The 20,473-nt window shown below is 61.9% G+C and carries 19 protein-coding genes and 1 pseudogene; 7 read left to right on the top strand and 13 right to left on the bottom strand.

What is annotated here, in order from left to right:
* Nucleotides 1–77 precede the first annotated feature (77 nt).
* Genes ABIE32_RS14680 through fdnG form a run of 3 tightly spaced genes read right to left on the bottom strand, consistent with a single transcriptional unit; the run spans nt 78 to nt 4,702 of the window.
* Entirely contained in the window at nt 78–704 is a 627-nt protein-coding gene (locus ABIE32_RS14680; RefSeq protein WP_224151315.1) for a formate dehydrogenase subunit gamma, read from the bottom strand.
* Nucleotides 701–1,630, bottom strand: a complete 930-nt coding sequence (fdxH, locus tag ABIE32_RS14675; RefSeq protein WP_224151316.1) for a formate dehydrogenase subunit beta — start codon at nt 1,628–1,630, stop codon at nt 701–703. The genes ABIE32_RS14680 and fdxH overlap by 4 nt, the downstream gene beginning before the upstream one ends.
* A gap of 9 nt (nt 1,631–1,639) precedes the next feature.
* The gene (fdnG, locus tag ABIE32_RS14670) at nt 1,640–4,702 is read right to left on the bottom strand and encodes a formate dehydrogenase-N subunit alpha (protein ID WP_429017276.1); all 3,063 of its coding nucleotides are present in this window, start codon (nt 4,700–4,702) and stop codon (nt 1,640–1,642) included.
* Between the two features lie 206 nt (nt 4,703–4,908).
* Here fdnG and ABIE32_RS14665 point away from each other — a divergent pair, with 206 nt between their 5' ends.
* Nucleotides 4,909–5,532 (top strand): C40 family peptidase, encoded by a 624-nt coding sequence (locus ABIE32_RS14665; protein WP_429017273.1) that lies wholly within the window; start codon nt 4,909–4,911, stop codon nt 5,530–5,532.
* Here ABIE32_RS14665 and ABIE32_RS14660 read toward each other — a convergent pair.
* On the bottom strand, nt 5,529–5,642 hold the full coding sequence (locus ABIE32_RS14660; RefSeq protein ID WP_429017270.1) for a hypothetical protein: 114 nt from the start codon (nt 5,640–5,642) through the stop codon (nt 5,529–5,531). The two genes, ABIE32_RS14665 and ABIE32_RS14660, sit on opposite strands and share 4 nt — an antisense overlap.
* 422 nt (nt 5,643–6,064) lie before the next feature.
* Between ABIE32_RS14660 and ABIE32_RS14655 the strand changes: the two genes are divergently transcribed.
* The 5 genes and pseudogenes from ABIE32_RS14655 (at nt 6,065) to ABIE32_RS14635 (ending at nt 9,598) form a co-directional block, all read left to right on the top strand.
* A complete protein-coding gene (locus ABIE32_RS14655; protein ID WP_429017267.1) occupies nt 6,065–7,216 on the top strand; it encodes a DUF2169 family type VI secretion system accessory protein in 1,152 nt (383 codons plus the stop codon).
* A gap of 28 nt (nt 7,217–7,244) precedes the next feature.
* Nucleotides 7,245–7,382, top strand: coding sequence for a hypothetical protein (locus ABIE32_RS14650; protein WP_429017265.1), 138 nt, complete (start codon nt 7,245–7,247; stop codon nt 7,380–7,382).
* A gap of 15 nt (nt 7,383–7,397) precedes the next feature.
* Nucleotides 7,398–7,604 (top strand): annotated as a pseudogene (locus ABIE32_RS14645) (PAAR-like domain-containing protein); the annotation flags it as partial.
* Nucleotides 7,605–7,613: 9 nt separating this feature from the next.
* Nucleotides 7,614–8,573 carry a hypothetical protein gene (locus ABIE32_RS14640; protein WP_429017263.1) on the top strand — a complete coding sequence of 320 codons (960 nt, stop codon included), beginning with the start codon at nt 7,614–7,616 and terminating at the stop codon, nt 8,571–8,573.
* Between the two features lie 2 nt (nt 8,574–8,575).
* Nucleotides 8,576–9,598 (top strand): hypothetical protein, encoded by a 1,023-nt coding sequence (locus ABIE32_RS14635; RefSeq protein WP_429017260.1) that lies wholly within the window; start codon nt 8,576–8,578, stop codon nt 9,596–9,598.
* A gap of 48 nt (nt 9,599–9,646) precedes the next feature.
* Here ABIE32_RS14635 and ABIE32_RS14630 read toward each other — a convergent pair whose 3' ends face one another.
* The 9 genes from ABIE32_RS14630 to ABIE32_RS14590 form a co-directional block, all read right to left on the bottom strand.
* Nucleotides 9,647–10,165 carry a DUF6314 family protein gene (locus ABIE32_RS14630; protein ID WP_429017257.1) on the bottom strand — a complete coding sequence of 173 codons (519 nt, stop codon included), beginning with the start codon at nt 10,163–10,165 and terminating at the stop codon, nt 9,647–9,649.
* A 10-nt stretch (nt 10,166–10,175) separates the two neighbouring features.
* Nucleotides 10,176–10,841, bottom strand: a complete 666-nt coding sequence (locus tag ABIE32_RS14625; protein WP_429017254.1) for a DUF1266 domain-containing protein — start codon at nt 10,839–10,841, stop codon at nt 10,176–10,178.
* The gene (locus tag ABIE32_RS14620; RefSeq protein ID WP_429017251.1) at nt 10,838–11,971 is read right to left on the bottom strand and encodes a hypothetical protein; all 1,134 of its coding nucleotides are present in this window, start codon (nt 11,969–11,971) and stop codon (nt 10,838–10,840) included. The genes ABIE32_RS14625 and ABIE32_RS14620 overlap by 4 nt, the downstream gene beginning before the upstream one ends.
* A 4-nt stretch (nt 11,972–11,975) precedes the next feature.
* Nucleotides 11,976–14,291, bottom strand: a complete 2,316-nt coding sequence (locus tag ABIE32_RS14615) for a hypothetical protein (RefSeq protein ID WP_429017248.1) — start codon at nt 14,289–14,291, stop codon at nt 11,976–11,978.
* Nucleotides 14,292–14,622: 331 nt separating this feature from the next.
* Nucleotides 14,623–15,951, bottom strand: coding sequence for a tRNA (N6-isopentenyl adenosine(37)-C2)-methylthiotransferase MiaB (gene miaB / locus ABIE32_RS14610; protein WP_377779371.1), 1,329 nt, complete (start codon nt 15,949–15,951; stop codon nt 14,623–14,625).
* 116 nt (nt 15,952–16,067) lie between these two features.
* Nucleotides 16,068–16,505 carry a hypothetical protein gene (locus ABIE32_RS14605; protein WP_224151324.1) on the bottom strand — a complete coding sequence of 146 codons (438 nt, stop codon included), beginning with the start codon at nt 16,503–16,505 and terminating at the stop codon, nt 16,068–16,070.
* An 89-nt stretch (nt 16,506–16,594) separates the two neighbouring features.
* Nucleotides 16,595–17,476 (bottom strand): DMT family transporter, encoded by an 882-nt coding sequence (locus ABIE32_RS14600; protein ID WP_429017245.1) that lies wholly within the window; start codon nt 17,474–17,476, stop codon nt 16,595–16,597.
* 7 nt (nt 17,477–17,483) lie between these two features.
* Nucleotides 17,484–18,452 carry a bifunctional helix-turn-helix transcriptional regulator/GNAT family N-acetyltransferase gene (locus ABIE32_RS14595; protein ID WP_429017243.1) on the bottom strand — a complete coding sequence of 323 codons (969 nt, stop codon included), beginning with the start codon at nt 18,450–18,452 and terminating at the stop codon, nt 17,484–17,486.
* 172 nt (nt 18,453–18,624) lie between these two features.
* Nucleotides 18,625–19,473: a DODA-type extradiol aromatic ring-opening family dioxygenase gene (locus tag ABIE32_RS14590; RefSeq protein ID WP_429017241.1), complete on the bottom strand. Its 849-nt coding sequence runs from the start codon at nt 19,471–19,473 to the stop codon at nt 18,625–18,627.
* Between the two features lie 88 nt (nt 19,474–19,561).
* Between ABIE32_RS14590 and ABIE32_RS14585 the strand changes: the two genes are divergently transcribed.
* A complete protein-coding gene (locus tag ABIE32_RS14585) occupies nt 19,562–20,473 on the top strand; it encodes a LysR family transcriptional regulator (protein ID WP_429017239.1) in 912 nt (303 codons plus the stop codon).

Genomic DNA, 20,473 nt, shown 5'->3' with positions numbered 1-20,473 from the left:
GCCGATAGACCTGGTAGGGCTATCGGCGTCTTTGAAGGGCCGGGGCGAGGCCAAAGCCTCTGCGGGCAAGGGCTGGCTCAGTCCTTCTCGCCCGTCATGCGGCGGTACCACAGCGGGTGGTGGAACCGGGCCCAGGCGCGGGTCACGGTACCGCGTGTCATGGCGCGGATGGTGCCCTTGGTCCAGATGGCAGCGTAGATGTGTGCAATGATGAGTCCGATCAGGCCGAAAGCCGAGATGGCATGGATCAGGCTGGCTGCACGCACCACGTTCACAGGCAGATTCCACCAGGCACGCCACATCAGCACGCCGGTGACGACGAGGCCGAGCATGCACAGCACCAGCATCCAGAACAGCACCTTCTGGCCGCCGTTGTACTTTTCAGCGGGCGGAATCTTGTCGTGCTCACCCTTGACGAGGGCCGGCACATTCTTGAGCCACTCCACATCGCGCTCCTTGATGATGTTCAACTGCCAGAAGCGGAAGAACATCAGCAGGAAGCCAAAGGCCATGACCAGGCCGATGTAGGGGTGCAGAATGCGCGTCCAGGGCCCGCCGCCGAACAGGTTCGTCATGAAGAAGAACGACGGGTGGAAGAACGCCAGACCGGACAGCGCCAGCAGCACAAAGCTGATGGCAACAACCCAGTGGTTGGCACGCTCCGCAGCGCTGTAGCGCTGGATGTCTCGGTTGGTGCGGCTCATCGTCCTGCCTCCTTGTGGTTGTCGGCATCGGCCTTGCGGGCCTCTTCCTCCTCCAGCTCCTCGGGCACTTCAAGCGGGCCCTTGGTGATGTAGTGGAAGAAGCTGCCGACTGCTGCGGCGCCCAATGCGGCCAGTGCCAGCGGCTTGGCCACGCCTTTCCACAGGCTGACCATAGGGCTGATCTTGGGATCATCGGGCAGGCCGTGGTAGAGCGATGGCTGGTCTGCATGGTGCAGCACATACATCACATGCGTGCCGCCCACGCCTTGCGGATCGTACAGGCCAGCCTTGGCAAAACCGCGTTCCTTCAGGTCGGCGATCCGCTCGTCGGCGCGCTCCTGCATGCCCTGCTTGGTGCCGAACATGATGGCGCCCGTGGGGCAGGTCTTGACGCAGGCTGGCTCCTGGCCCACCGCAACGCGGTCAGAGCACAGCGTGCACTTGTAGGCCTTGTGGTCCTTTTGCGAGATGCGGGGAATGTTGAATGGGCAGCCGGTGACGCAGTAGCCGCAGCCCACGCAGTTTTCCTCCTGAAAATCCACGATGCCGTTGGCGTATTGCACGATCGCGCCGGGCGAAGGGCAGGCCTTCAGGCAACCTGGGTCTTCGCAGTGCATGCAGCCGTCCTTGCGGATCAGCCATTCCAGATTGCCAGTGGCCTCGTTCTCGTATTCGGAGAACCGCATCACGGTCCACGAGTTGGCGCTCAGGTCGGTCGGGTTGTCATACACCCCGGCCGCAGCGGTGCCTACGTCGTCACGCAGATCGTTCCACTCCATGCAGGCGGTCTGGCAGGCCTTGCAGCCGATGCACTTGGAGACATCGATCAGCTTGGCCACCTCGCCGCCATGCGCGTCGCGCACGCTGGGCGATGGGGTGGTGGTAGCGGAGCGGCGCTTGATATCCAATGATTGTAGAGATGACATCGCTGCTCCTTAGACCTTCTCGACCTTCACCAGGAAGGTCTTGAACTCGGGCGTGTTGCTGTTACCGTCGCCCACGAATGGGGTGAGGGTATTGGCCAGGAAGCCCGGCTTGGTCAGGCCCTTGAAGCCCCAGTGGATGGGAATACCCACGTGGTGCACCGTCTTGCCTTCAATCTGCATGGGCTTGATGCGCTTGGTAACCACTGCCGCTGCCTTGATGTAGCCGCGCTTGGAGCTGACCTTCACCATGGAGCCGGTGGTGATGCCGATCTCCTTGGCCAGCGCCTCGCCGATCTCGACGAACTGCTCTGGCTGGATGATGGAGTTCAGCAACGCATGCTTGGTCCAGTAGTGGAAGTGCTCGGTCAGGCGGTACGTGGTGCCCACGTGCGGGAACTCCGAAGCCTTGCCGAAGGTTTCCCAGATGGCCGGGAAGACACGGGCTGCCGGGTTGCTGACGGCCTTGTCGTTCTTCGGGTACATCGGGTTGTAGCCCAGCGGATTGTCGAACGCCTCGTAGTGCGTCGGGAACGGTCCTTCGTTCATGCCCTTGCGCGCAAAGAAGCGCGCCACCCCTTCGGGGTTCATGATGAACGGGCCGGTACCGGCCTCCGGCTTGATCGCCACGCCATAGTCGGGCACATCCGCGCCACCCCAGGCCTTGCCGTTCCATTTGACCAGCATGCGGTTGGGGTTGAAAGGCTTGCCTTCCAGGTCGGCAGACGCTCGGTTGTACAGCACCCGGCGGTTGGCCGGCCAGGCCCAGGCCCAGTTCAGCGTGTTACCGATACCGGTGGGGTCGCTGTTGTCGCGGCGGCCCATCTGGTTGCCCGCTTCCGTCCAGCAGCCGGTGTAAATCCAGCAGCCGCTCATGGTGGTGCCGTCGTCACGCAGCTCGCCAAAGCCCGACAGCTGCTGGCCTGCAGGGCGCAGCACTTTGCCATCGGCATCGGTCAGGTCGGCCAGTGCGCGGCCGTTGTACTCCTTGGCCAGCTCTTCCGAAGACGGATGGGCTGGCTGGGCGTAGGGCCACCACAGGTTGACGATCGGGTCGGGGAACTTGCCGCCGTCCTTCTGGTAGGCAGCCTTCATGCGCAGGTGCAGGGCCGACATGATGGCGACGTCGGTCTTGGCTTCTCCAGGAGGCTCCGACGCCTTCCAGTGCCACTGCAGCACACGCGACGAACTCACGACCGCGCCATCCTCTTCTGCGAAGCAGGTGGTGGGCAGGCGGAACACCTCGGTCTGTACCGATGCTGTGTCGATGTCGTTGTACTCGCCGTAGTTCTTCCAGAACTCCGAAGTCTCGGTGGCCAGCGGATCCATGATGACCAGGAACTTCAGCTTGGCCAGGCCCGCACGGGTGCGGTCCTTGTTCGACAACGCCGCCAGCGGGTTGAAGCCCTGGGCGATGTAGCCGTTGACCTTGCCTTCGTTCATCAGCTCGAAGATCTGCAGCATGTCGTACTGCTTGTCGAGCTTGGGCAGGTAGTCATAGGCCCAGTTGTTGTCCTTGGTGGCCGCAGGGCCCCACAAGGCCTTCATCAGGCTGACGTGGAACTTGGGGTAGTTCTGCCAGTAGCTTATCTGGTTGGCGCGCAAAGGCTTTTGCGTGCGTGCTTCGATGTACTTCTGGTAGTCCTGCTCGCCCTGGTTCGCCAGGGTTAGGTAGCCAGGCAGTGCGTTGGACAGCAGACCCAGGTCGGTCAGGCCCTGGATGTTGGAGTGGCCGCGCAGCGCGTTCATGCCGCCGCCTGCAACACCGATATTGCCCAGCAGCAACTGCACCATGGCGCCGGTACGCAGAATCTGCGCGCCGATCGAGTGCTGTGTCCAGCCGAGGGCGTACAGGATGGTCGCAGCGCGGCCAGCCTGTGCGGTGGATGCGAGCTTTTCGCACACGTGCAGGAACTTGTCCTTGGGCGTGCCGCAGGCGCTCTCCACCTTCTCAGGCGTGTAGCTGGCGTAATGGCGTTTGAGCCACTGGTAGACGCAACGCGGGTGCTGCAGGCTCGGGTCGGTCTTGACGTAGCCGTCCTCGCCCAGCTCGTAATCCCAGCTGGCCTTGTCGTAGGTGCGCTTTTCGGGGTTGTAGCCCGAGAAGATGCCTTCGTCAAACGCGAAATCCTCACGCACGATGAAGGTGAAGTCCGTGTAATTGCGCACGTACTCGTGGTGGATCTTGTCGTTCGTCAGCAGGTAGTTGATCACACCGCCGAGGAAAACAATGTCCGAACCTGAGCGGATAGGGGCGTAGAAATCCGCCACCGAAGCCGAACGGTTGAAGCGCGGGTCGACCACCATGAAGTGAGCCTTGTTATGCTCCTTCGCCTCGGTCACCCATTTGAAGCCGCAGGGGTGGGCTTCAGCGGCATTGCCGCCCATGATCAAAATAACGTCCGCGTTCTTGATGTCGACCCAATGGTTCGTCATCGCTCCACGGCCAAACGTCGGGGCAAGACCTGCCACCGTCGGGCCGTGTCAGACACGGGCTTGGTTATCGAACGCCAACATGCCCCATGAGCGGGCCACTTTGTAGGTGATGTATCCAGCTTCGTTGCTGGCAGCCGATGCGGCCAGCATGCCGGTCGTTGTCCAGCGGTTCACCGTCAGACCGTCATCGGTCTTCTCCAGGAAGTTCGCGTCGCGGTCCTCCTTGATCAGCTTGGTGATGCGGGTCAGCGCCTCGTCCCACGACAGGCGCTTCCACTCGTTGGAGCCGGGCGCACGGTATTCGGGGTAGAGCAGGCGGTTGGGGCTCTTGACGATGTCGAGCAGCGATGCACCCTTGGGGCACAGCGTGCCGCGGTTGACCGGATGGTCCGGATCACCTTCGACGTGCATGATCGACAGCTTGGCATTCTTGCCACCGTCGCCAAGGGAGTACATCAAAATACCGCAGCCGACAGAACAGTAGGTACACGTCTGGCGTGTCACCGTGCTGCCGACCAGTTTGTACTGGCGGACTTCGGCCAAAGCGGTGGCGGGCGAGAAGCCCATCACGGCCAGGCTGGATCCTGCCAGGGTAGAGCCAGTCACTTTCATGAACTGGCGCCTGGAGAATTGCACCATGGGTTGTCCTTTCAATGAAGGATGCTTGTTTTTACTGGGATCGCAACCCAAATTGTAGACCGCTAGTTCTAAAAAACCTCAATAGTCGGCCATTGGCGCATTGCCAGACATTTGACGGAGGGGTAAAGGTCTTCGTTGATGCCTATTGATTTGGCAAAAATCAATATGATTCACAAGCTTGCGAAAAACAGTGAATAATATGCTTCATGAATACGATGCACTTCGTCACTGCATTCCGCACTTTGAAACCAGAGGATGAGCCCGCTTCTGCGTCCGCTGCCATGCGTCGGCGCATGCTGCTGCTCGGGGTGCCGGCGGCAGTGCTGCTGGCAGGTTGCGCCTCCAGACCGGCATCCAATGGCTCGCAGGCGTCGGCAGATCCAACGCGCCGCAGGCCGGCGGGCGCTCCGGATGGCGGTGTGGTGCCCATCAACCTGGGCCTGAGCGGCGAGTTGCGCGACACCCTGTATGCGCGAGTGATGATGGTGGTCAATACCCCCTACACCTACGGCGGCAACACCCCTGAGGGCGGCTTTGACTGCAGCGGCCTGATCCAGTATGCGATGGCTGGCATCACCACCCGCAAGCTGCCCCGCACCACATCGCAGTGGGCGGGGGTGAGCGCGCCGATTGACCGCAGCGATCTGCAACGCGGCGATTTCGTTTTCTTCAACACCCTGGGCGGGCGCTATTCGCACATGGGCATCTATGCGGGCAGCAACCAGTTCGTGCACGCGCCATCGAGCGGTGGCGTGGTCCGAACGGTCAGCATGACCAACCCCTACTTTGCCAAGCGCTTTACCGAGGCCCGGACGGTGTTTAGTGTCTAGCTGTGAACTATCAATAGGTTGTTTTTAAATTGGAGTCGGCACATTGGTGTGATATGGCCAATGGCATTGTGCGGGCGAAGCCAGTTGTAGTGATGCTGCCAATTGGCCAAGGCATCGGCTTACTCGATTAGGCTTTGGAAGGTCCAGCCCTATGTCCACTCGCGAAGCGCGGATTGGAAGCGCTTTGCTTTGCTAATCCGTGGTCGGTACGGCTTGGTGAACTTGTGTCCCGTCTGTGCCAATGCTGGTAGGCGTTCAGCATGCTTTTTACTTCTTTGTATTGAGAAATCTCAATCGCTTGCATGCGGTGTGTCTAATCAGCGTCTTCCGACAATCGGGCAATGATTTTTGGCTACCCATCCCTATTATCGAGCCCCATACCAACACACATCCACCCAAAAGCCAGAGCCGAACATGTCAAGCCGCACCTTTGTCGCCCGCAGCTCGCTGGGCGAACAACTGGAATATCGTTCATCCACAGTGAAGATTTCATCGACGGCTGGGTCTATGACTTGAATTTAAGGGCTGCAGCATGGAAAAGCCCTCAAGCGCGGGTCGCAGCATCCCAGAAGTTGCACCCGTCAAGCACATCAACCACACACCGTTTCCTAGCCAGTATTTCCAGACGGTAGACCAGTATGGGCGAGCGTTCCATGTGATTGCTACGCGCATTACTTATGACCTGCAACACCTGTGGGGCAGCGGTTATCTCAGCTATGCGGCAGAACAATCCCCACTGGCAATGTCTGATGTCTGGGATGGGGAACCCAATGAAAGCTCGCCGCTGTGGGAAAGCGACTTTGCTCCTTATAAGCCCAAATGCGATGTGCTCGTTGCCAATGCTGTCAGCCGACCGCCAGAAGGTAAGCCCGGTTCAAGCTGGCGATGTGGGATCGCAATTGATTGGCGCGATGAAAACGGACAAGATCAACATTGGCATAAAGAGCTGCTAGTTACTGGACCTCGAGCCCATAACATGCTGGGATTACCAGGAACGCCTCAACCAACGACGCAAACACGCATCCATTGGCAAAACGCTTATGGTGGTCACAAAGATCGTTCAAGTGGCACAGGCCATAACGTTGATGAACGTAATCCTGTCGGGCATGGTCTCGACAAGGCAAGAGGGGCCCGGGCGCCCCAATTGGAGCCTGCCTCTCAGCCGTACCGCGGCCAGAAAAACTATTCGCCTATCAGTCTCACAGCATTAGGTCGCGCTTGGTTGCCGCGCAGGGTTTTGGCAGGAACCTATGACAAGGCATGGCGTGAGAAGCAATGGCCACTGCCTCCCATGGATTTCGACTACGGCTATTGGAACTGCGCTCCAGCCGATCAGCAAATCGACTATCCCACGCCTGGCGCGAAACTGAGCCTGATCGCCCTCTATCCGCCGAACTTGAGCCACGCCTGGCCGGAGCGCTTTAGTGCTCGGCTGCCGCCGCACCAATTGTTTGTCTTTGCGCGGCTCTCCCCAGCCCTGGGTTGGCCGGGCGACATCCTGGTAGATCTAGACACCCTGGTAATCGATCTTGCCACTTTGCAGCTATACGCCACCTATCGATTGGTTGTGCCGGTTCCCAATCAGCTGCCCCAAAACACTACCCTTGTGCTTGAGACCCGCATGGCTCCTGTAGGCCACATGGACGATTCCGTTCCATCCGCAGAGCTTGGCCCACTGGGCTGACTTGCACCCAAAAAAGCAGGAGAACAACATGGCTGACGAACAACTCACCGCCAAGGACGCGCGCTTTCTTGTGATCGGAATAGTGCCCGATGTTTGCCTGACACCAAGCAAAGGCGGCCACCCTGTGCCCTATCCCATTGCTCATGAAATGAGCCAATCCGAGTAGTGTTCAGCCGATGTCTTCGCCAACGGAAAGCCGGTGTTCCTGCACCGAATGAGCTATGTGGACAACGTGCGAGGGGACGAGCCCGGCATGGGGGGCGGCGTGATTACTGGTGTGAACATGAAGGTTAGCCACAGCAAGCAACACAGTACCGGCGTTTTTGTCAATGGGCACCCCGTGGTGCGCACTGGTGATCAGATGCACATGAATACCAAGAAGCCTTGAGGATGATCAATGTCCGCCAAGGCACCCACACCAGCGCCCAAGCCTCCAAGCAAGGCAGAAACACATCCCGCAAAGGGCAACCCACCGCATGGTGAAAATGCTCGCGGTAAGGTTGTCAACAAAACCGAGCCAGCACCCAAGAGCGCGCCAAGCAATCCAAAGAAGGACTACCCGCCTGATTTTTATGAGCGGGAACTGGAAAAAGCACAAGAGATGGAAAAGGCCAAGACCCTGGGTGAGCATGCGCCAGGAATCTTGGATGTAGTGGGTATAGTCTTGGGAGGGGGACGAGGTAGAAGCAGGCGCGGGGGAAAGCCGGCAGCAAAGCCGACAGAAGAGCCAGCGCCTCCGGCCAAAACGCCAGCTCCGGCTCCTGCCCCAAAGGCACCACCTCCCCCGCCACCCGCCCCTCCTCCTGCAGCCGCCGAGGTCAAAGCAGCAGGAGGGAGTGGCGGCGCTTATGTGAAAGGCAAAACAAAGCGCCGGCCTGGTCGTCGTTGTGAACTGGTACCTTACAACGAACTTGAATGCCCGCCGGGAAATGACAAGCACCATGTCGTGCCCGATTGGATGCTGCGCCTGGGCAAGCGAGGCGGGCTGGAGCGCATTCCTGATATGCCTTCTCTGGACGAGGGGCCTGCCATCTGCCTGGAAAACGGCAGCGGCAAAGAACATAACACGGCCCACAAACATACGGACCGGCCTGCAGTGCGCGTGGGACGCGAAGGCACTGCAACGGGCACACCAGGCACGATCACCCTGGGTCAGGCCAAGAAAATCTCAGCGCGCGCCATTGAAAAGTCAACTGGAGGCCCGAAAAAAGGAGGTTGCTCCAGAGCCGATATTCAAAAGCAACTGGATGAGCAGTTCAAGGCGCACAATGATGCGGTTCTGCGGGCTGTCAAGCATGCAGGGAGGGTAACCGAAGACATTAAAGATGCTGTTAATCGACCTACTGGAGATATTTAATTATGGCGATTGATAAGGCCAAAACATTTCAATTTGGAGCGCTCATCAATGCATTCATCGGTCTTCTTGCTGAAACGCTTGATGCCATTGATATCAATGATTATGATTTTTCTTTTGTCGGCGCTTATAGTGGTAAAGATCCGCTGACACGCAAGTGGTTAGTCAAGAATTACGATTGGGTAACTATTTGTGTGGCCTATTGGTCCACCCATGAATTACGCTGCGTACTTTCTCGAGAAGGCCAAATTCGTCTATATGCGCCAGGAGGTAGTCCCGATAAAATCTACCAAATTCCCGACGCTGGGGTCATGCGCGAAGATGCGCTTGGCCTAGGCTATGTCAACCGCATTCGCGCCATTGGTAATGCCTTGTATGTCTGCGGTCAATCCAGGCAAGTCTATCGGTTTGAGCCTGGAGTACAGCAGGCGCTTGACGGAAACTGGCTCGACTTTGCTGGCCCCATGCGGCAGGCGCCCATCAGCGATCCACCTGAAGGCGATGGCGAAGAGTTTGACCGCTGGCTGGATGCAAATGATGCCATTGATTTTGTGGATATCGACGGCAGCAGCGAGAACGATATCTATGCCGTAGGCGATGAATGCTGGCATTACCACAATGGCCGTTGGAGGCAGTTGCAGTTGCCAACAGATGAGTTCATCAACGCCATCAAGGTCATTAGTGCCAGCGAAGTATTCCTGGTAGGGCACAACGGAACGCTGCTATATGGCAATGCCCACGCAGGCTTTACCGACCTCTCCAGCGTTGATGACAACCAGAATCTCACCAGCGCAGAAGTATTTGAAGGCAAGCTGTATCTCGCGTCAAATAGGGGTTTGTTTGTTTACGACCCGCAGATCAAGAAAATGGAGCCTTGCCTCACCAGCTTGCAGCCTGAACTGCAGGATACCCATATTCTGGAAGCGAAGGATGGGATTCTTTGGAGCTTTGGTTTCAAGGATCTGGCGTATTTTGATGGCCATGTTTGGACCCGCGTAGATCACCCAGATAATCCGCCGATTCGATAACGAACTGAATGTTGCGTCAGGGCAAATGGGGCGGGCCGCAAACTATCCCTAATACGCCTTCGCTGGGCTCGCGTCGCCGCGGAGCAAGCGGCGGTAGCGCGTATGCAGCAGGTAGTGCTTGTGCGGCCCTTCGATGCGGGTGTGCAGGTCGAAATGCGTATCGTCCAATAGGACATAGTGGCCGTTGTAGCGATCCAGATTGCACAGGTGGGTTTGCACCGGCGTCAGCGCCCGTTGGCGTGGGTCGTAGCGGTAACGCTGGTAGGGCTGCCCGGCCTGCAGGCCGTCTGCAAAATCAACCTGAACGATGTCGCCATCCATCCGGTAGTCGAAGCGCCGGGTGAAGGAAAGCGGCCGCTCCCCGGTCACCAGGCGCAACTGTCCACTCTCTTGGTAGTGCAGCTGGTTGGCATCGCCCGGCTGAAACAGGGCCTCGCCCTCGGCTTCCCCAATGGCGAGCGCATCCAGGCCCTGCATGGTGCGTGTGAAGCACCATGGACCGCTGAAATAGCGCAAGAGCGCTGCCTGCAGGTCTTCCGCTGCATCCGGCAAGCGCGGAGCGGTCACCCTCACAGCTTCAGCGCCAGGCATAGGCGCACCACGGGTGGGCAGGGTCGAGCAGCCACTGGTGCAGCTCGTCGCTGCTGATGGCCCGCCCCATGGCATCAGCCCGGCCCCTGGCTACCCATTGCGCACGGCCTTGTACATAGGCCTGGCCAAAATCCTGCCAGCTGGCAAAGCAGTCGCGGGCGCGAGCAGCGTTCAATTGCAAAAGCTGCCACTGCTGGTCGGCTGGCAGCCAGCCCAGCATGGCGGCGGTACGCACAAAAAAGCTGATGCGTGCGCAGGCAAAGGCCATGGCTGCACGCGGGTCGTCGCCGGGCTGCAGTTTGTCGAGGTCAAAGCACCACCAGCGCGTGCGCAGCAGATCGGGCAGTTGCTGGCGCACGCTGGCGTTGTCCAGGTCGGTGCGCAGGCCAAATTCGTGCAGTGCCATGGGGCGCAGCGATGCGGCCAGGCCATCGGTGGGCTCGGGCATGTCGCTGTCGGCAAAGCCGCCCTTGATGGCGTGAAAGGCCATGGGGTGCGCCAGCGCCAGGACCCAGTTGTGCTCCGGTGCCAACTGGTAGGTTTTTTGCAGGTTGCTGCTGCGTGGCGCGCTGCTGCCAAACTGGCGGCTGAAGGCCTGGATGCACTTCCACACCAGCCACATGGCCACGACCAGAATCGTGAGCTGGATCATGGCGTTGTCACCTTCGCTGCAGGCACCGGCTTGCCCGCCTGCCGCAAGGCGTAGGCCAGTGCGGGGCTGATGGCATGGCCCGCCAGAACGCTGCTGTCGCGTGCGGCGGCCAGCCATTGCACCAGGGGCGTGGGCTGGCGCAGGTGCTGCAGCAAGCCGGGTTGGCGCTGCCACAGTTGCAGCTGGTCGGATTCCTGCGTCAGCGCTTCGACCTCATGCCAGCGGGAAGCCACCCGTACCAGGCGCATGCCCAGTGCATCGTCGGGCGTGTCGTCGCTGGTCGGCAGCTGGTTCAGAAAGCCGAGTACATCGGCGCGGTAGCGGTCGATCGGTGGCCGATTCTGCTTGCCCTTGATCTGGTCGATGCGCAGTCGGCCATCGTCCTGTACCCAGGCGCTGATGGTGATGCGCGGCTGCTGCAGGCCGGTGCGGTAGCTGAAGATGCGCATGCGGCCTTGCTCGCAGCTTTCGGCGTAGTGTTCACCATAGCCGCCTGTCAGCAGGCGACGGTTGGCAAACTGGCCCAGGCAATGGCGCATCATCTGGCTCTCGTAGGCCATTTCTTCGCGCAAGGCAGCGCCTGAGGGCAGCAGCTCGACAAACTCTCCATTGCTGCCTTGCCACAGCGGTGTTACCGCTTGCGGGTTGTGGCTGCGCCAACCTGCCAGTTGCCGGGTTTCGAACGCACGGTGCTCCTGCTCCCAGCGCTCCAGGGCCTGAGGGCAGTTGATGCGCATGAGCTTGCCTTCCAGCGATGTGCCCACGCGCGAATGCAGAAATTCCAGCAGCCGTGTCTCCAGCGCCAGGATGGCATCGCTCTCGGGGTTGATCCACCACAGCGCGGGTTCGGCGCCATCCCTGTGGGAGGCGGCAGCGCGTGCCACAACGGCCATGGCCCAGGCGGGAGGGCCGTTGCGGTAGCGCTGTTGCAGGTCATCGGTGGTGTAGAGGGGCTGCACGGCAGGCGGCGGGGCCAGCAGGTTGCCCACCACGTAGCGGTAGAAGTGGTTTTGCAGCCAGGTGGCAATCTCGTTGCTGTCGCCCCGTTGCTGGCTGCGTTCGGTAATGCGAACCTTGATCTCGGGCGCGTTGACCACGTTGCGCGCCAGGTACGTTGCCTGGTGGCTCATGGCGTTACCAGAACTTCCACCAGGGCTTGCTGCTGTCTGCGGCGCTGCTGCCCGTGCCTTTTCCCAGCTTGGGTGCCAGCTCGGCAATGCTGTCTTCCAGACGCTTGCGCTCGTCGGGATGGCTGTCTGCGGAAAAGCGCTGCGCGTCCTGGTAGATCTGCATGGCTTCCTGCCGTGTTCCAGATGTCTGCATGGCATCGCCCGCCCGGCGCAGCAGATAGGCGTTCTTGCGCTCGCGCAGCTCGGGCAGCAGGGCTTGCAGGCGCGGCAGCACCTCGGCGCCATGGGTGTCCGAGTAGTAATCGAGCTGGTTGAGCAGGCTGCTCAAGTAGTCGTGGCGGGACTCGCGCTGGTCGTCATCGTCCAGCGCGTTCCACCATTCGTCCAGGCGCTCCAGCCAGATGCTGTTTTCCACGTTGCGGCTCTGCTGGTAGAGCGCATAGGCCACCTTGGGAAAGTAGTCGGACGGGCTGTGCCGGCTGTAGCCATTTTCCCGGCTGTAGTGCCACAGCTGCTCGCCCGCGGCGATGATCTGGGGGTAGTTGTTGGTATCGATGTAGGTGGAGAGGATGCCGTTGTAGTGCTCGGCAAACGGGCTGGTGGCGATGCCCTTGGCGTGCAGGGCCAGCGCAGCGTCGTAGTTTTCGTCGTTGTAGCGGTACTTGATGGCCAGGTTGTTGCACAGCATCGAGTAGTCGTGGATGTCGCCATCCTTGTAGCTGCCCTGGCCGGTGGCAAACCAGTGCTCAAAACGCGCCTGACCGGCTTCGTAGTAGTGCTTGGTCCAGCGCAGCAGCTCGTCATAGGGCCAGTCGCTGGGCAGGGCGTCGCCGGCAATGTTCAGGGCTTCCTTCAGCGGCCAGTCGTCGTCCATGCGCACGCCCATGGCGTAGTTCCAACTGCCTGCGTCGGTGCGGATGTAGGGCGTTTTCAGCGCCGCCTGCAGGCCCATGCTGCGCGCGCGTGCGATGAACAGCCGGTACGTCAGCTCGCCATTGGCGTACTGGGGCAGCTCGCTCAGCGCTTCCAGCAACGGCAGCGCTTCGGCATGGCGGTCGGCTTCGAACAGGTGGTTGCCTTGCAGCAGGCGCCAGAGTGGATGGTTGGGCGTTTGCTGCTGCACGATGGCGCCATAGTGCGCAAAGGCCTGCTCGGGCTCCATGCCTTCGGGCAGAAACTCTGTCAGCTCGGCCTCGCAGCTGGCGGCCATCAGGGTCAGGGCCCAGTAGGGGGCGCCCGCCGATTCGCCCAGGTGGGCGAGTGCCTGTCGGCAGCCTGCTTCGCGCGATGTGCCACGGCTGTGCAGTGCGCTTTCGAACGCCATGTGCGCGGCCTCGGGCAGACGGCCCGCCTGTACCAGCCACTCGATCAAGCTGGCGCTCATGGCGTCGTCGCTGTCCTGCACCAGCGCAAAGCGGCCTTCCAGGCCTTTGGCAATGGCGGCATCGAGCTGGCCCTGGCGGTACAGGCTGTGCGCATGCAGGCGCGCCAGCTGGGCCAGGGTGTCGCGTCGGGTGCCGGGTGAGGCATCGGCGGGCAGGCTCGCCAGGGTCCATTCGCTGTAGGAGGCCACGGTATCGGGCGCCAGGGAGATGATGTCATCGGCCAGGCGCAGCCAGTCGTTGGTGTCGATGTCCTGCCCGGCTCCAGGCTGCTGCAGCTTGGCGAAGGCGTAGTGGCCGAAATCGCGCGCCGATGTGGGGTTGCCTTTGGCCGCTTCGATGGCGCCCAGGCGGGTGGCAAGGACGGCGTCGTCCCAGGCGCGGTAGCTCGCGCGTTCGGCCTGCTGGCTTTTGTACTGGTGCTGTTTGCGGAAGATCTGCTCCTGCAGATCGAAAGCCTGGGCCTGCTGCGCATGGCGGGCGAGAAAGCCCCAGGCACGGTCGGGATCGCCTTGCGCGCCCCATTGGTCTACGGCCTGCATGGCATGGCGCACCACGCTGTGGTACTGCTCGCGCGGCAGTTCGCGGATGTCTTCGGCCGCATCGGCCTGCATCATGCCCATGGTGACGGCGGCGTCACGCTGGGCGGTGTGGCTCAGGTCGCCGAGCAGGCGCTCCTGGTGCTGCTGCACGGCGGCCAGGGCGCGTGCAGGCTGGCCGCTCATCGACCACAGGCGGTAGATGCGTCGCAACTGGTCGAGGTCGTCGGGCTGCATGGCCTGCTGGCCCAGGCGCTCGCTGGCAGCCGTCTGGCGCGCAGGCCATTCAAGCGGCTGGGCTTCGTCGTCATCGCTGTCGAAAATGGTTTCCACATGGTCGAGATAGGCATCGAGCGCATCGCCGTGCAATGCGGTGGAAGGATCGGCAACGGAAGCCATGGTGCAAGCTCGCTTTCTGTGGAGTGTCTCTCTGTGCGAAGCCCACATGCTACCGACCCTGGCCCGGCTTCCGGCAGGGTAACCGCCGGGCGCCTGCTGGATTTGAGGTGAAAGACGGTCGCCGCGCTTGTCTATTGAGCGCTTGTAGCTATTAAAAGATGAGTATTCTTGTTTTCGTTATTTGTAATAAATTGTTGATTCTTCTGTGCATGAGGCGATGGTCATCGAGCCACGGAGCCACCAGCCCGCTGCAAACGCGCCCATCCGAAGCAGTGCAACAATGAAAAAGCCGCCTGTGCAGGCGGCTCGGGTCATGCTGTAGCGGAGCGCCTTACTGCGCAATCACCACTTCGCCGCGCAAGGTGTAGGCCATGGCTTCGGTGATCTTCACATCGACCATCTGGCCAATCAGGCGTTCCTGGCCGGGGAAGTTGACCACGCGGTTGCATTCGGTGCGGCCCATCAGCTCGCCGTTGTCGCGCTTGGATTTGCCTTCCACCAGGAGTCGCTGCACCGTGCCCAGGCGTTCTTCGCTGATTTCCTTGATGTTGTTGTTGATGACGGCTTGCAGCTCCTGCAGGCGGCGCAGCTTCACGTCGTAAGGCGTCTCGTCGGGCAGGTTGGCTGCAGGGGTGCCGGGGCGTGGGCTGAAGATGAAGCTGAAGCTGTTGTCAAAGCGCACATCGTGGATGAGCTTCATCATCTTCTGGAAGTCTTCCTCCGTCTCGCCGGGGAAGCCCACGATGAAGTCGCTGCTCATGGCCAGATCGGGCCGGATGGCGCGCAGCTTGCGGATGGTGCTCTTGTATTCCATAGCGGTATAGCCGCGCTTCATCGCCATCAGGATCTTGTCCGAGCCGTGCTGCACGGGCAGGTGCAGGTGGCTGACCAGCTTGGGCAGCTTGGCATAGGCTTCGATCAGGCGCGGCGTGAACTCATTGGGGTGGCTCGTGGTGTAGCGGATGCGCTCGATACCGGGAATCTCCGACACGTATTCGAGCAGCAGCGCAAAGTCGGCGATCTCGGCCGTATCGCCCATCTTGCCCAGGTAGGCGTTCACGTTCTGGCCCAGCAGCGTGATCTCCTTCACACCCTGGTCAGCCAGGCCCGCAACCTCGACCAGCACGTCCTCGAAGGGGCGGCTGACTTCCTCGCCCCGCGTATAGGGCACCACGCAGTAGCTGCAGTACTTGGAGCAGCCTTCCATGATCGATACAAAAGCCGATGCGCCTTCAACCCGGGCGGGCGGCAGGTGGTCGAACTTCTCGATCTCGGGGAAGGAGATGTCAACCTGCGGCTTGGCCTTGGCCTGGCGGGCGTTCAAAAGCTCGGGCAGGCGGTGCAGGGTCTGCGGGCCGAACACCACGTCCACATAGGGGGCGCGCTTGATGATCTCGTTGCCTTCCTGGCTGGCCACGCAGCCTCCCACGCCAATGAGCACACCCTTTTCCTTGAGGTGCTTGACGCGGCCGAGGTCGCTGAACACCTTCTCCTGCGCCTTCTCGCGCACCGAGCAGGTGTTGAACAGGATCAGGTCAGCCTGCTCCGGGTCGTCGGTGGGTTCGTACCCCTGGGCGGCGCCCAGTACGTCGGCCATCTTGTCCGAGTCGTACTCGTTCATCTGGCAGCCAAAGGTTTTGATGAAGACTTTTTTAGACATGGTGCAAATCCATAGCGCCACGGCCCCGGCAGGCGAGGCTATGGTCAAAGCAGCCATTGGCGCTTATCCAGAAAGCGCCAGCAGCTATGAAAAGAGTAGTTTTTACCGAGGCCTGTTTACCGGAACAGGCTGCTCCAGAAGCTGTTGTCGGCCCGGTCGCGCTTGAGCTGGGCTTCTGCGCCATTCAGGATCCAGGCAGCGTGCAAGCGGCCCGAGGCTTTTTCGATCACGTAGTTCACGTTCAGCTCCTGGCCCTGCACGGTGCCGGGGCGGATCGTGGCGTTTTGCGGGTTGTAGAGCTTGAATGCCGGAGCCAGCAGGAGTTGCTTGCCATCGACCGTGGCCTGGCTGGCGCTGCTCACCACCAGGGTGCCGCGCAGGGCCTGCGGAGGAAAGGCGCGAACCTGGCCTTGCACAGGGGCGAAGGTAGCGGTCTGGGCTTGAGCGGGCACGGCGGCCAGCAATCCCAGGCCCAGGGTGAGAGCCGTTGCCATGGCGGCGGAGTGGCGGCGCAGGCGTGTCGTGTGTGGGGTTGGTGTTGTGCAGCGTTGCATGGTGTATATCCAGGGGCTGAAGGCCGCATTCTACAAAAGGGCATGGTGCCAGAGTCCGGCGCTGGGGCTTGGCGTGCGGGGCCCTTTGTTTATGGCCGGGCGCCCTTGGTGGTGGCGATCAGGCCTGCCATCACCAGGGCCATGGCCGCCAGCAGGGCAGGCGAGGGCATGCGCTGGTACATAACCAACTCCAGCGCGGCGGCGGTGACGGGCCCCAGGGTCTGGAATGCAATCACGAGCGATGCATCGAGGCGGCCCAGTGCCCACAGCAGGCAAAAATAGCCCAGCCCGCTCGACAGGCCGATGAAGACCACGTGCCCCCATTGCACCACAGAAAACACCGGCACCAGGGGTTGGCCCTGCAGCGCGCAGTACAGCGCCAGAAACAACACCGCTGCGCCCATGGCAAGGCTGCTGGTGGGAAGCGCCGGATACCGCCGCATATAGGGGCCGTACAGAATGCTGGTGGCTGCCCCCACCAGGGTGGCTGCCAGCAGGGCCGCCATGCCAGAACCATCCAGCGTGCCGGCGCTGCCAGCGTGGCGCCCCGAGCCCAGCAGCAAAACCGCCACCCCGCCCACGGCCAGCAGCACGCCAGCGAGTTTGCGGAGGCTGAAGGATTCGCGCCCCGCGAGGGCCGCCAGGCACAGGGTGAACAGCGGCATGGTGGCAAACACCAGCGCGCAGGTCGATGCGGGCAGGCGTGCCAGCGCGTGGTTGAGCAAGAGGATCAGCACCGCAAACTGCGCCACGCCCAGCAAGGCGATGGCCAGCGCATCGCGGGCGCGGTACCGGGGCCAGGCCGCCAGCAGGGCGGGGCCCGCCAGAATGGCCAGCCCAATGGCATAGCGCAGAAATGCGAGGCTGGCAGGCGAGGCTGCGGGCGATACCGCGCTGGTGGACACCATGGCCGCCCCCACCAGCATGCCGGTGGTGGCTGCGGCCCACAGCGCGGGCTGGCGAGACTGCATGTGCCGCCTAAGCCCCGTGCAGGCGGCGGGTGAACTGCTGCTCCACCACCTTGGAGCCCCATTGCTGGCCAGCCTCCTCATGTACCAGCGCAAAGCCAAAGGATTCGTAGAGCTTGCGCGCCGCATCCAGGCCCTGAAACGTCCATAGCTGTGTAGAGGCAAAGCCGCGCTGGTCGCAAAAGGCCATGGCCTGCGCCATCAACTGGCGGCCCACGCCGCTGCCGCGGCAGCCGTCGTCGAGAATGAACCAGCGCAGGTGGGCCTGGTTGTCGCCCAGATCCTGGCCATCAATGGCAACGGAGCCCACGATGCGGTCGTTCTGCACGGCAGTCCAGATCTGGTTGCCCGGCTCGGCGAGGCGCCCTGCAAATTCGGCAACACCGGTGGCGACCTTGCTTTCAAAGAACTGGCCAAAGCCCCAATGCCGGGCATAGAAGGCCGCATGCATCTCCGCCACGCGGCCGATCACGCCCGGCCGGTAGCCGCTGTGCACGGTGATGGCGCTGGTTCCTGCCGTGGGCTGGTCTGCCTTGGCGCCCAGCCGGTGCGTCTGCAGTGCTCCGGCATAGGCCGACAGTCCCTGGGCGACGGCCTGCTGCTGCGATGGGTTGAGTTGCGCCATGGCAGAGCGCACCTGCATCTGGCCATAGGCGTGGATATCGGCCACCGTGCGGCTGCCGTGTGCGGTCAGCAGCAATTGCTTGGCGCGTGCGTCATCGGTGCAGGGCTGCTCGTTCACTTCGCCGTTCTTCACGAGCTTGGCCACCATCCGGCTCACGCTGGATTTGTCCAGCCCCAGAAACTCCGCCAGTTGCGCTGCCGTGATGCTGCCGCGCGCCTCAATTTCCAGCAGGGCATGGACTGCCGATGCAGAATACTGGGTGGCCGCCAGTGTGCTGGCCATGAAGCCCAATTCCCGTACCATGCAGCGCGATGCTGCGCGGATGTCGTTGACCAAGGTCGCGTCTGCTGTCATACGGATCTCCTGTAGATAGTTGCAATATACAACTTTTAGGTTGTATGTTGCAACTTTTATGAAGATCGATCACCGAGACAGATGGGCGAGGGCGGGTTTTTGGAGGGGCAGGGCGGAGGATGCCGCCTTGTCCACCTTTCCATTCCGTTGGTGAGTCCCGTCGCGCTGCCGTTTACGCGTCCAGACGATAGCTCGACACCGCCAGCCCGCCCATGAACGCGTCTTCATGGTACACCCGCACCGCCTGGTCGCCCTCGGCTGCGCCCACGGCCACCATCAGCGGGAGCAGATGCTCTTCGCGCGGGTGGGCCAGCCGGGCCGCAGGGGCGGTTTCCCAGTCGATCAGGTGCTGCGTGCGCTCGGCCGGGGTGGCGTCGAGCATGGTGTCGGCCAGCCAGTCATCAAAGGCTTTTGCTGGCGCATGCGCTTGCGGGCCAAAGGCGCGCAGGTTGTGGTACGAGAGGCCGCTGGCAATGATCAGCACGTCCTCATCGCGCAAGGCTGCCAGTGCGCGGCCCAACGCCAGGTGCTCGGCGGGGTCGAGCCCGCGCCGCAGCGACAGCTGCACCACCGGCACATTCGCCTCCGGATAGATGGCGCGCATTGGCGAGAACATGCCATGGTCGTAGCCGCGCTCGGCGTCTGCCTCGACCGCAATGCCTGCCTGGGCGAGCAGCTCGGTGACACGTTGCGCCAGCGCGGGTGAGCCGGGCGAGCGGTAATGGATCTGGTAGGTTTCGGGCGGAAAGCCGCCGTAGTCGTAAATCATGCCGGGCTGCGGCGTGGCCTGCACGGTGAACGTGGACTCTTCCCAGTGGGCAGACACCATCAGCACAGCCTTGGGCGTGCGGCCAATCTGGCGCGGCATGTCGGCCAGCGACGTGGCGAGGTTGGCATAGGTTGGCGCCATCTGAGGCATCCAAGGCCAGGGGCCGCCGCCGTGCGAGATGAAGTACACGGGCAGCCGCTGGGGGTGCGCAGGGGCGGGAGAAACAGTGGGGGCAGTCACGGTGGTGGTCATGGAAAAAACTCCTTGCCATGAATGTAGAGCTGCTTGTTCAGGAAACCAAGGGCCTAAAATGCATGGATCAATTTCTTGATAAGAAACCATGGACCAGCTCACCAGCATGCAAGTGTTTCGGCAGGTGGTGGACAGCGGCAGTTTTGCGCTGGCCGCGCAGCGGCTCGATATCTCGGCGTCCATGGCCAGCAAGCATGTGGCCCAGCTGGAAAAGCGCCTCGGTGCACGCCTGCTCAACCGCAGCAGCCGCCACCTGAGCCTGACCGAAGCCGGGCAGCGCTGGTATGCGCAAAGCAGCCAGGCGCTGGAAATGCTCGATGCGGCGGCGCAGGAGATCGGCCAGCACCACCAGGCGCCGCGCGGCCAGCTCAAGATCAGTGCGCCGGTGTGGTGTGCCACGCCTCGCATGGCCCAGATACTGGCGAGCTACCGCGCCCGCTACCCCGAGGTGCTGGTGGACATTCACCTCGACAACCACAAGATCGATCTGGCCACCGCAGGTTACGACATGGCCCTGCGCGCCGCCACCGAGCCCGCGCCGCACCTGATTGCCCGCCCGCTGTGCGAGGTGCCTTTCTACCTGGTGGCGGCGCCCGCCTACCTGCAGCGCGCAGGCCATCCGCAGCAGCCCGCAGACCTGATGCGACACGCCGCCGTGGTACCCAGCTATGTGGCCACGGGCCCTCTGCAACTGAGCCAGGGCGGGCGCAGCGTGCCCCTGCACTTGCCCCCGGCGCTGCTGTCGGATGATTCCAACCTGAGCCTGCACGCCGTGCGCGCGGGCATGGGCATCGGTTTTCTGCCCGGCTGGCTGGTGGATGCGGAGGTGGCCCAGGGGCAACTGGTGCGCGTGCTGCCGCAATGGAGTGCGCTCACCGTGACCCTGTACGCGATCTACACCAGCCGCCGCTACCTCGCCCCCAAGGTGCGCAGTTTCATCGACTGGCTCTCGCAGGAGCTTGCCGGCAGCGGCGAGAGTTCACCGACCGGAAAGGGCTGA

Source organism: Comamonas sp. 4034, from assembly GCF_050434545.1.
Taxonomy (GTDB): Bacteria; Pseudomonadota; Gammaproteobacteria; order Burkholderiales; family Burkholderiaceae_C; genus Comamonas; species Comamonas odontotermitis.
Note: the sequence above shows the minus strand (reverse complement) of the source record. Positions and strands in the feature narration are given on the sequence as shown.

What these genes read in the sequence shown, in the direction of transcription:
- ABIE32_RS14680 (WP_224151315.1), bottom strand. Translation starts at nt 704, where the DNA reads ATGAGCCGCACCAACCGAGACATCCAGCGCTACAGCGCTGCGGAGCGT.
- fdxH (WP_224151316.1), bottom strand. Translation starts at nt 1,630, where the DNA reads ATGTCATCTCTACAATCATTGGATATCAAGCGCCGCTCCGCTACCACC.
- ABIE32_RS14665 (WP_429017273.1), top strand. Translation starts at nt 4,909, where the DNA reads ATGAATACGATGCACTTCGTCACTGCATTCCGCACTTTGAAACCAGAG.
- ABIE32_RS14655 (WP_429017267.1), top strand. Translation starts at nt 6,065, where the DNA reads ATGGAAAAGCCCTCAAGCGCGGGTCGCAGCATCCCAGAAGTTGCACCC.
- ABIE32_RS14650 (WP_429017265.1), top strand. Translation starts at nt 7,245, where the DNA reads ATGGCTGACGAACAACTCACCGCCAAGGACGCGCGCTTTCTTGTGATC.
- ABIE32_RS14640 (WP_429017263.1), top strand. Translation starts at nt 7,614, where the DNA reads ATGTCCGCCAAGGCACCCACACCAGCGCCCAAGCCTCCAAGCAAGGCA.
- ABIE32_RS14635 (WP_429017260.1), top strand. Translation starts at nt 8,576, where the DNA reads ATGGCGATTGATAAGGCCAAAACATTTCAATTTGGAGCGCTCATCAAT.
- ABIE32_RS14625 (WP_429017254.1), bottom strand. Translation starts at nt 10,841, where the DNA reads ATGATCCAGCTCACGATTCTGGTCGTGGCCATGTGGCTGGTGTGGAAG.
- ABIE32_RS14620 (WP_429017251.1), bottom strand. Translation starts at nt 11,971, where the DNA reads ATGAGCCACCAGGCAACGTACCTGGCGCGCAACGTGGTCAACGCGCCC.
- ABIE32_RS14615 (WP_429017248.1), bottom strand. Translation starts at nt 14,291, where the DNA reads ATGGCTTCCGTTGCCGATCCTTCCACCGCATTGCACGGCGATGCGCTC.
- miaB (WP_377779371.1), bottom strand. Translation starts at nt 15,951, where the DNA reads ATGTCTAAAAAAGTCTTCATCAAAACCTTTGGCTGCCAGATGAACGAG.
- ABIE32_RS14605 (WP_224151324.1), bottom strand. Translation starts at nt 16,505, where the DNA reads ATGCAACGCTGCACAACACCAACCCCACACACGACACGCCTGCGCCGC.
- ABIE32_RS14600 (WP_429017245.1), bottom strand. Translation starts at nt 17,476, where the DNA reads ATGCAGTCTCGCCAGCCCGCGCTGTGGGCCGCAGCCACCACCGGCATG.
- ABIE32_RS14595 (WP_429017243.1), bottom strand. Translation starts at nt 18,452, where the DNA reads ATGACAGCAGACGCGACCTTGGTCAACGACATCCGCGCAGCATCGCGC.
- ABIE32_RS14590 (WP_429017241.1), bottom strand. Translation starts at nt 19,473, where the DNA reads ATGACCACCACCGTGACTGCCCCCACTGTTTCTCCCGCCCCTGCGCAC.
- ABIE32_RS14585 (WP_429017239.1), top strand. Translation starts at nt 19,562, where the DNA reads ATGGACCAGCTCACCAGCATGCAAGTGTTTCGGCAGGTGGTGGACAGC.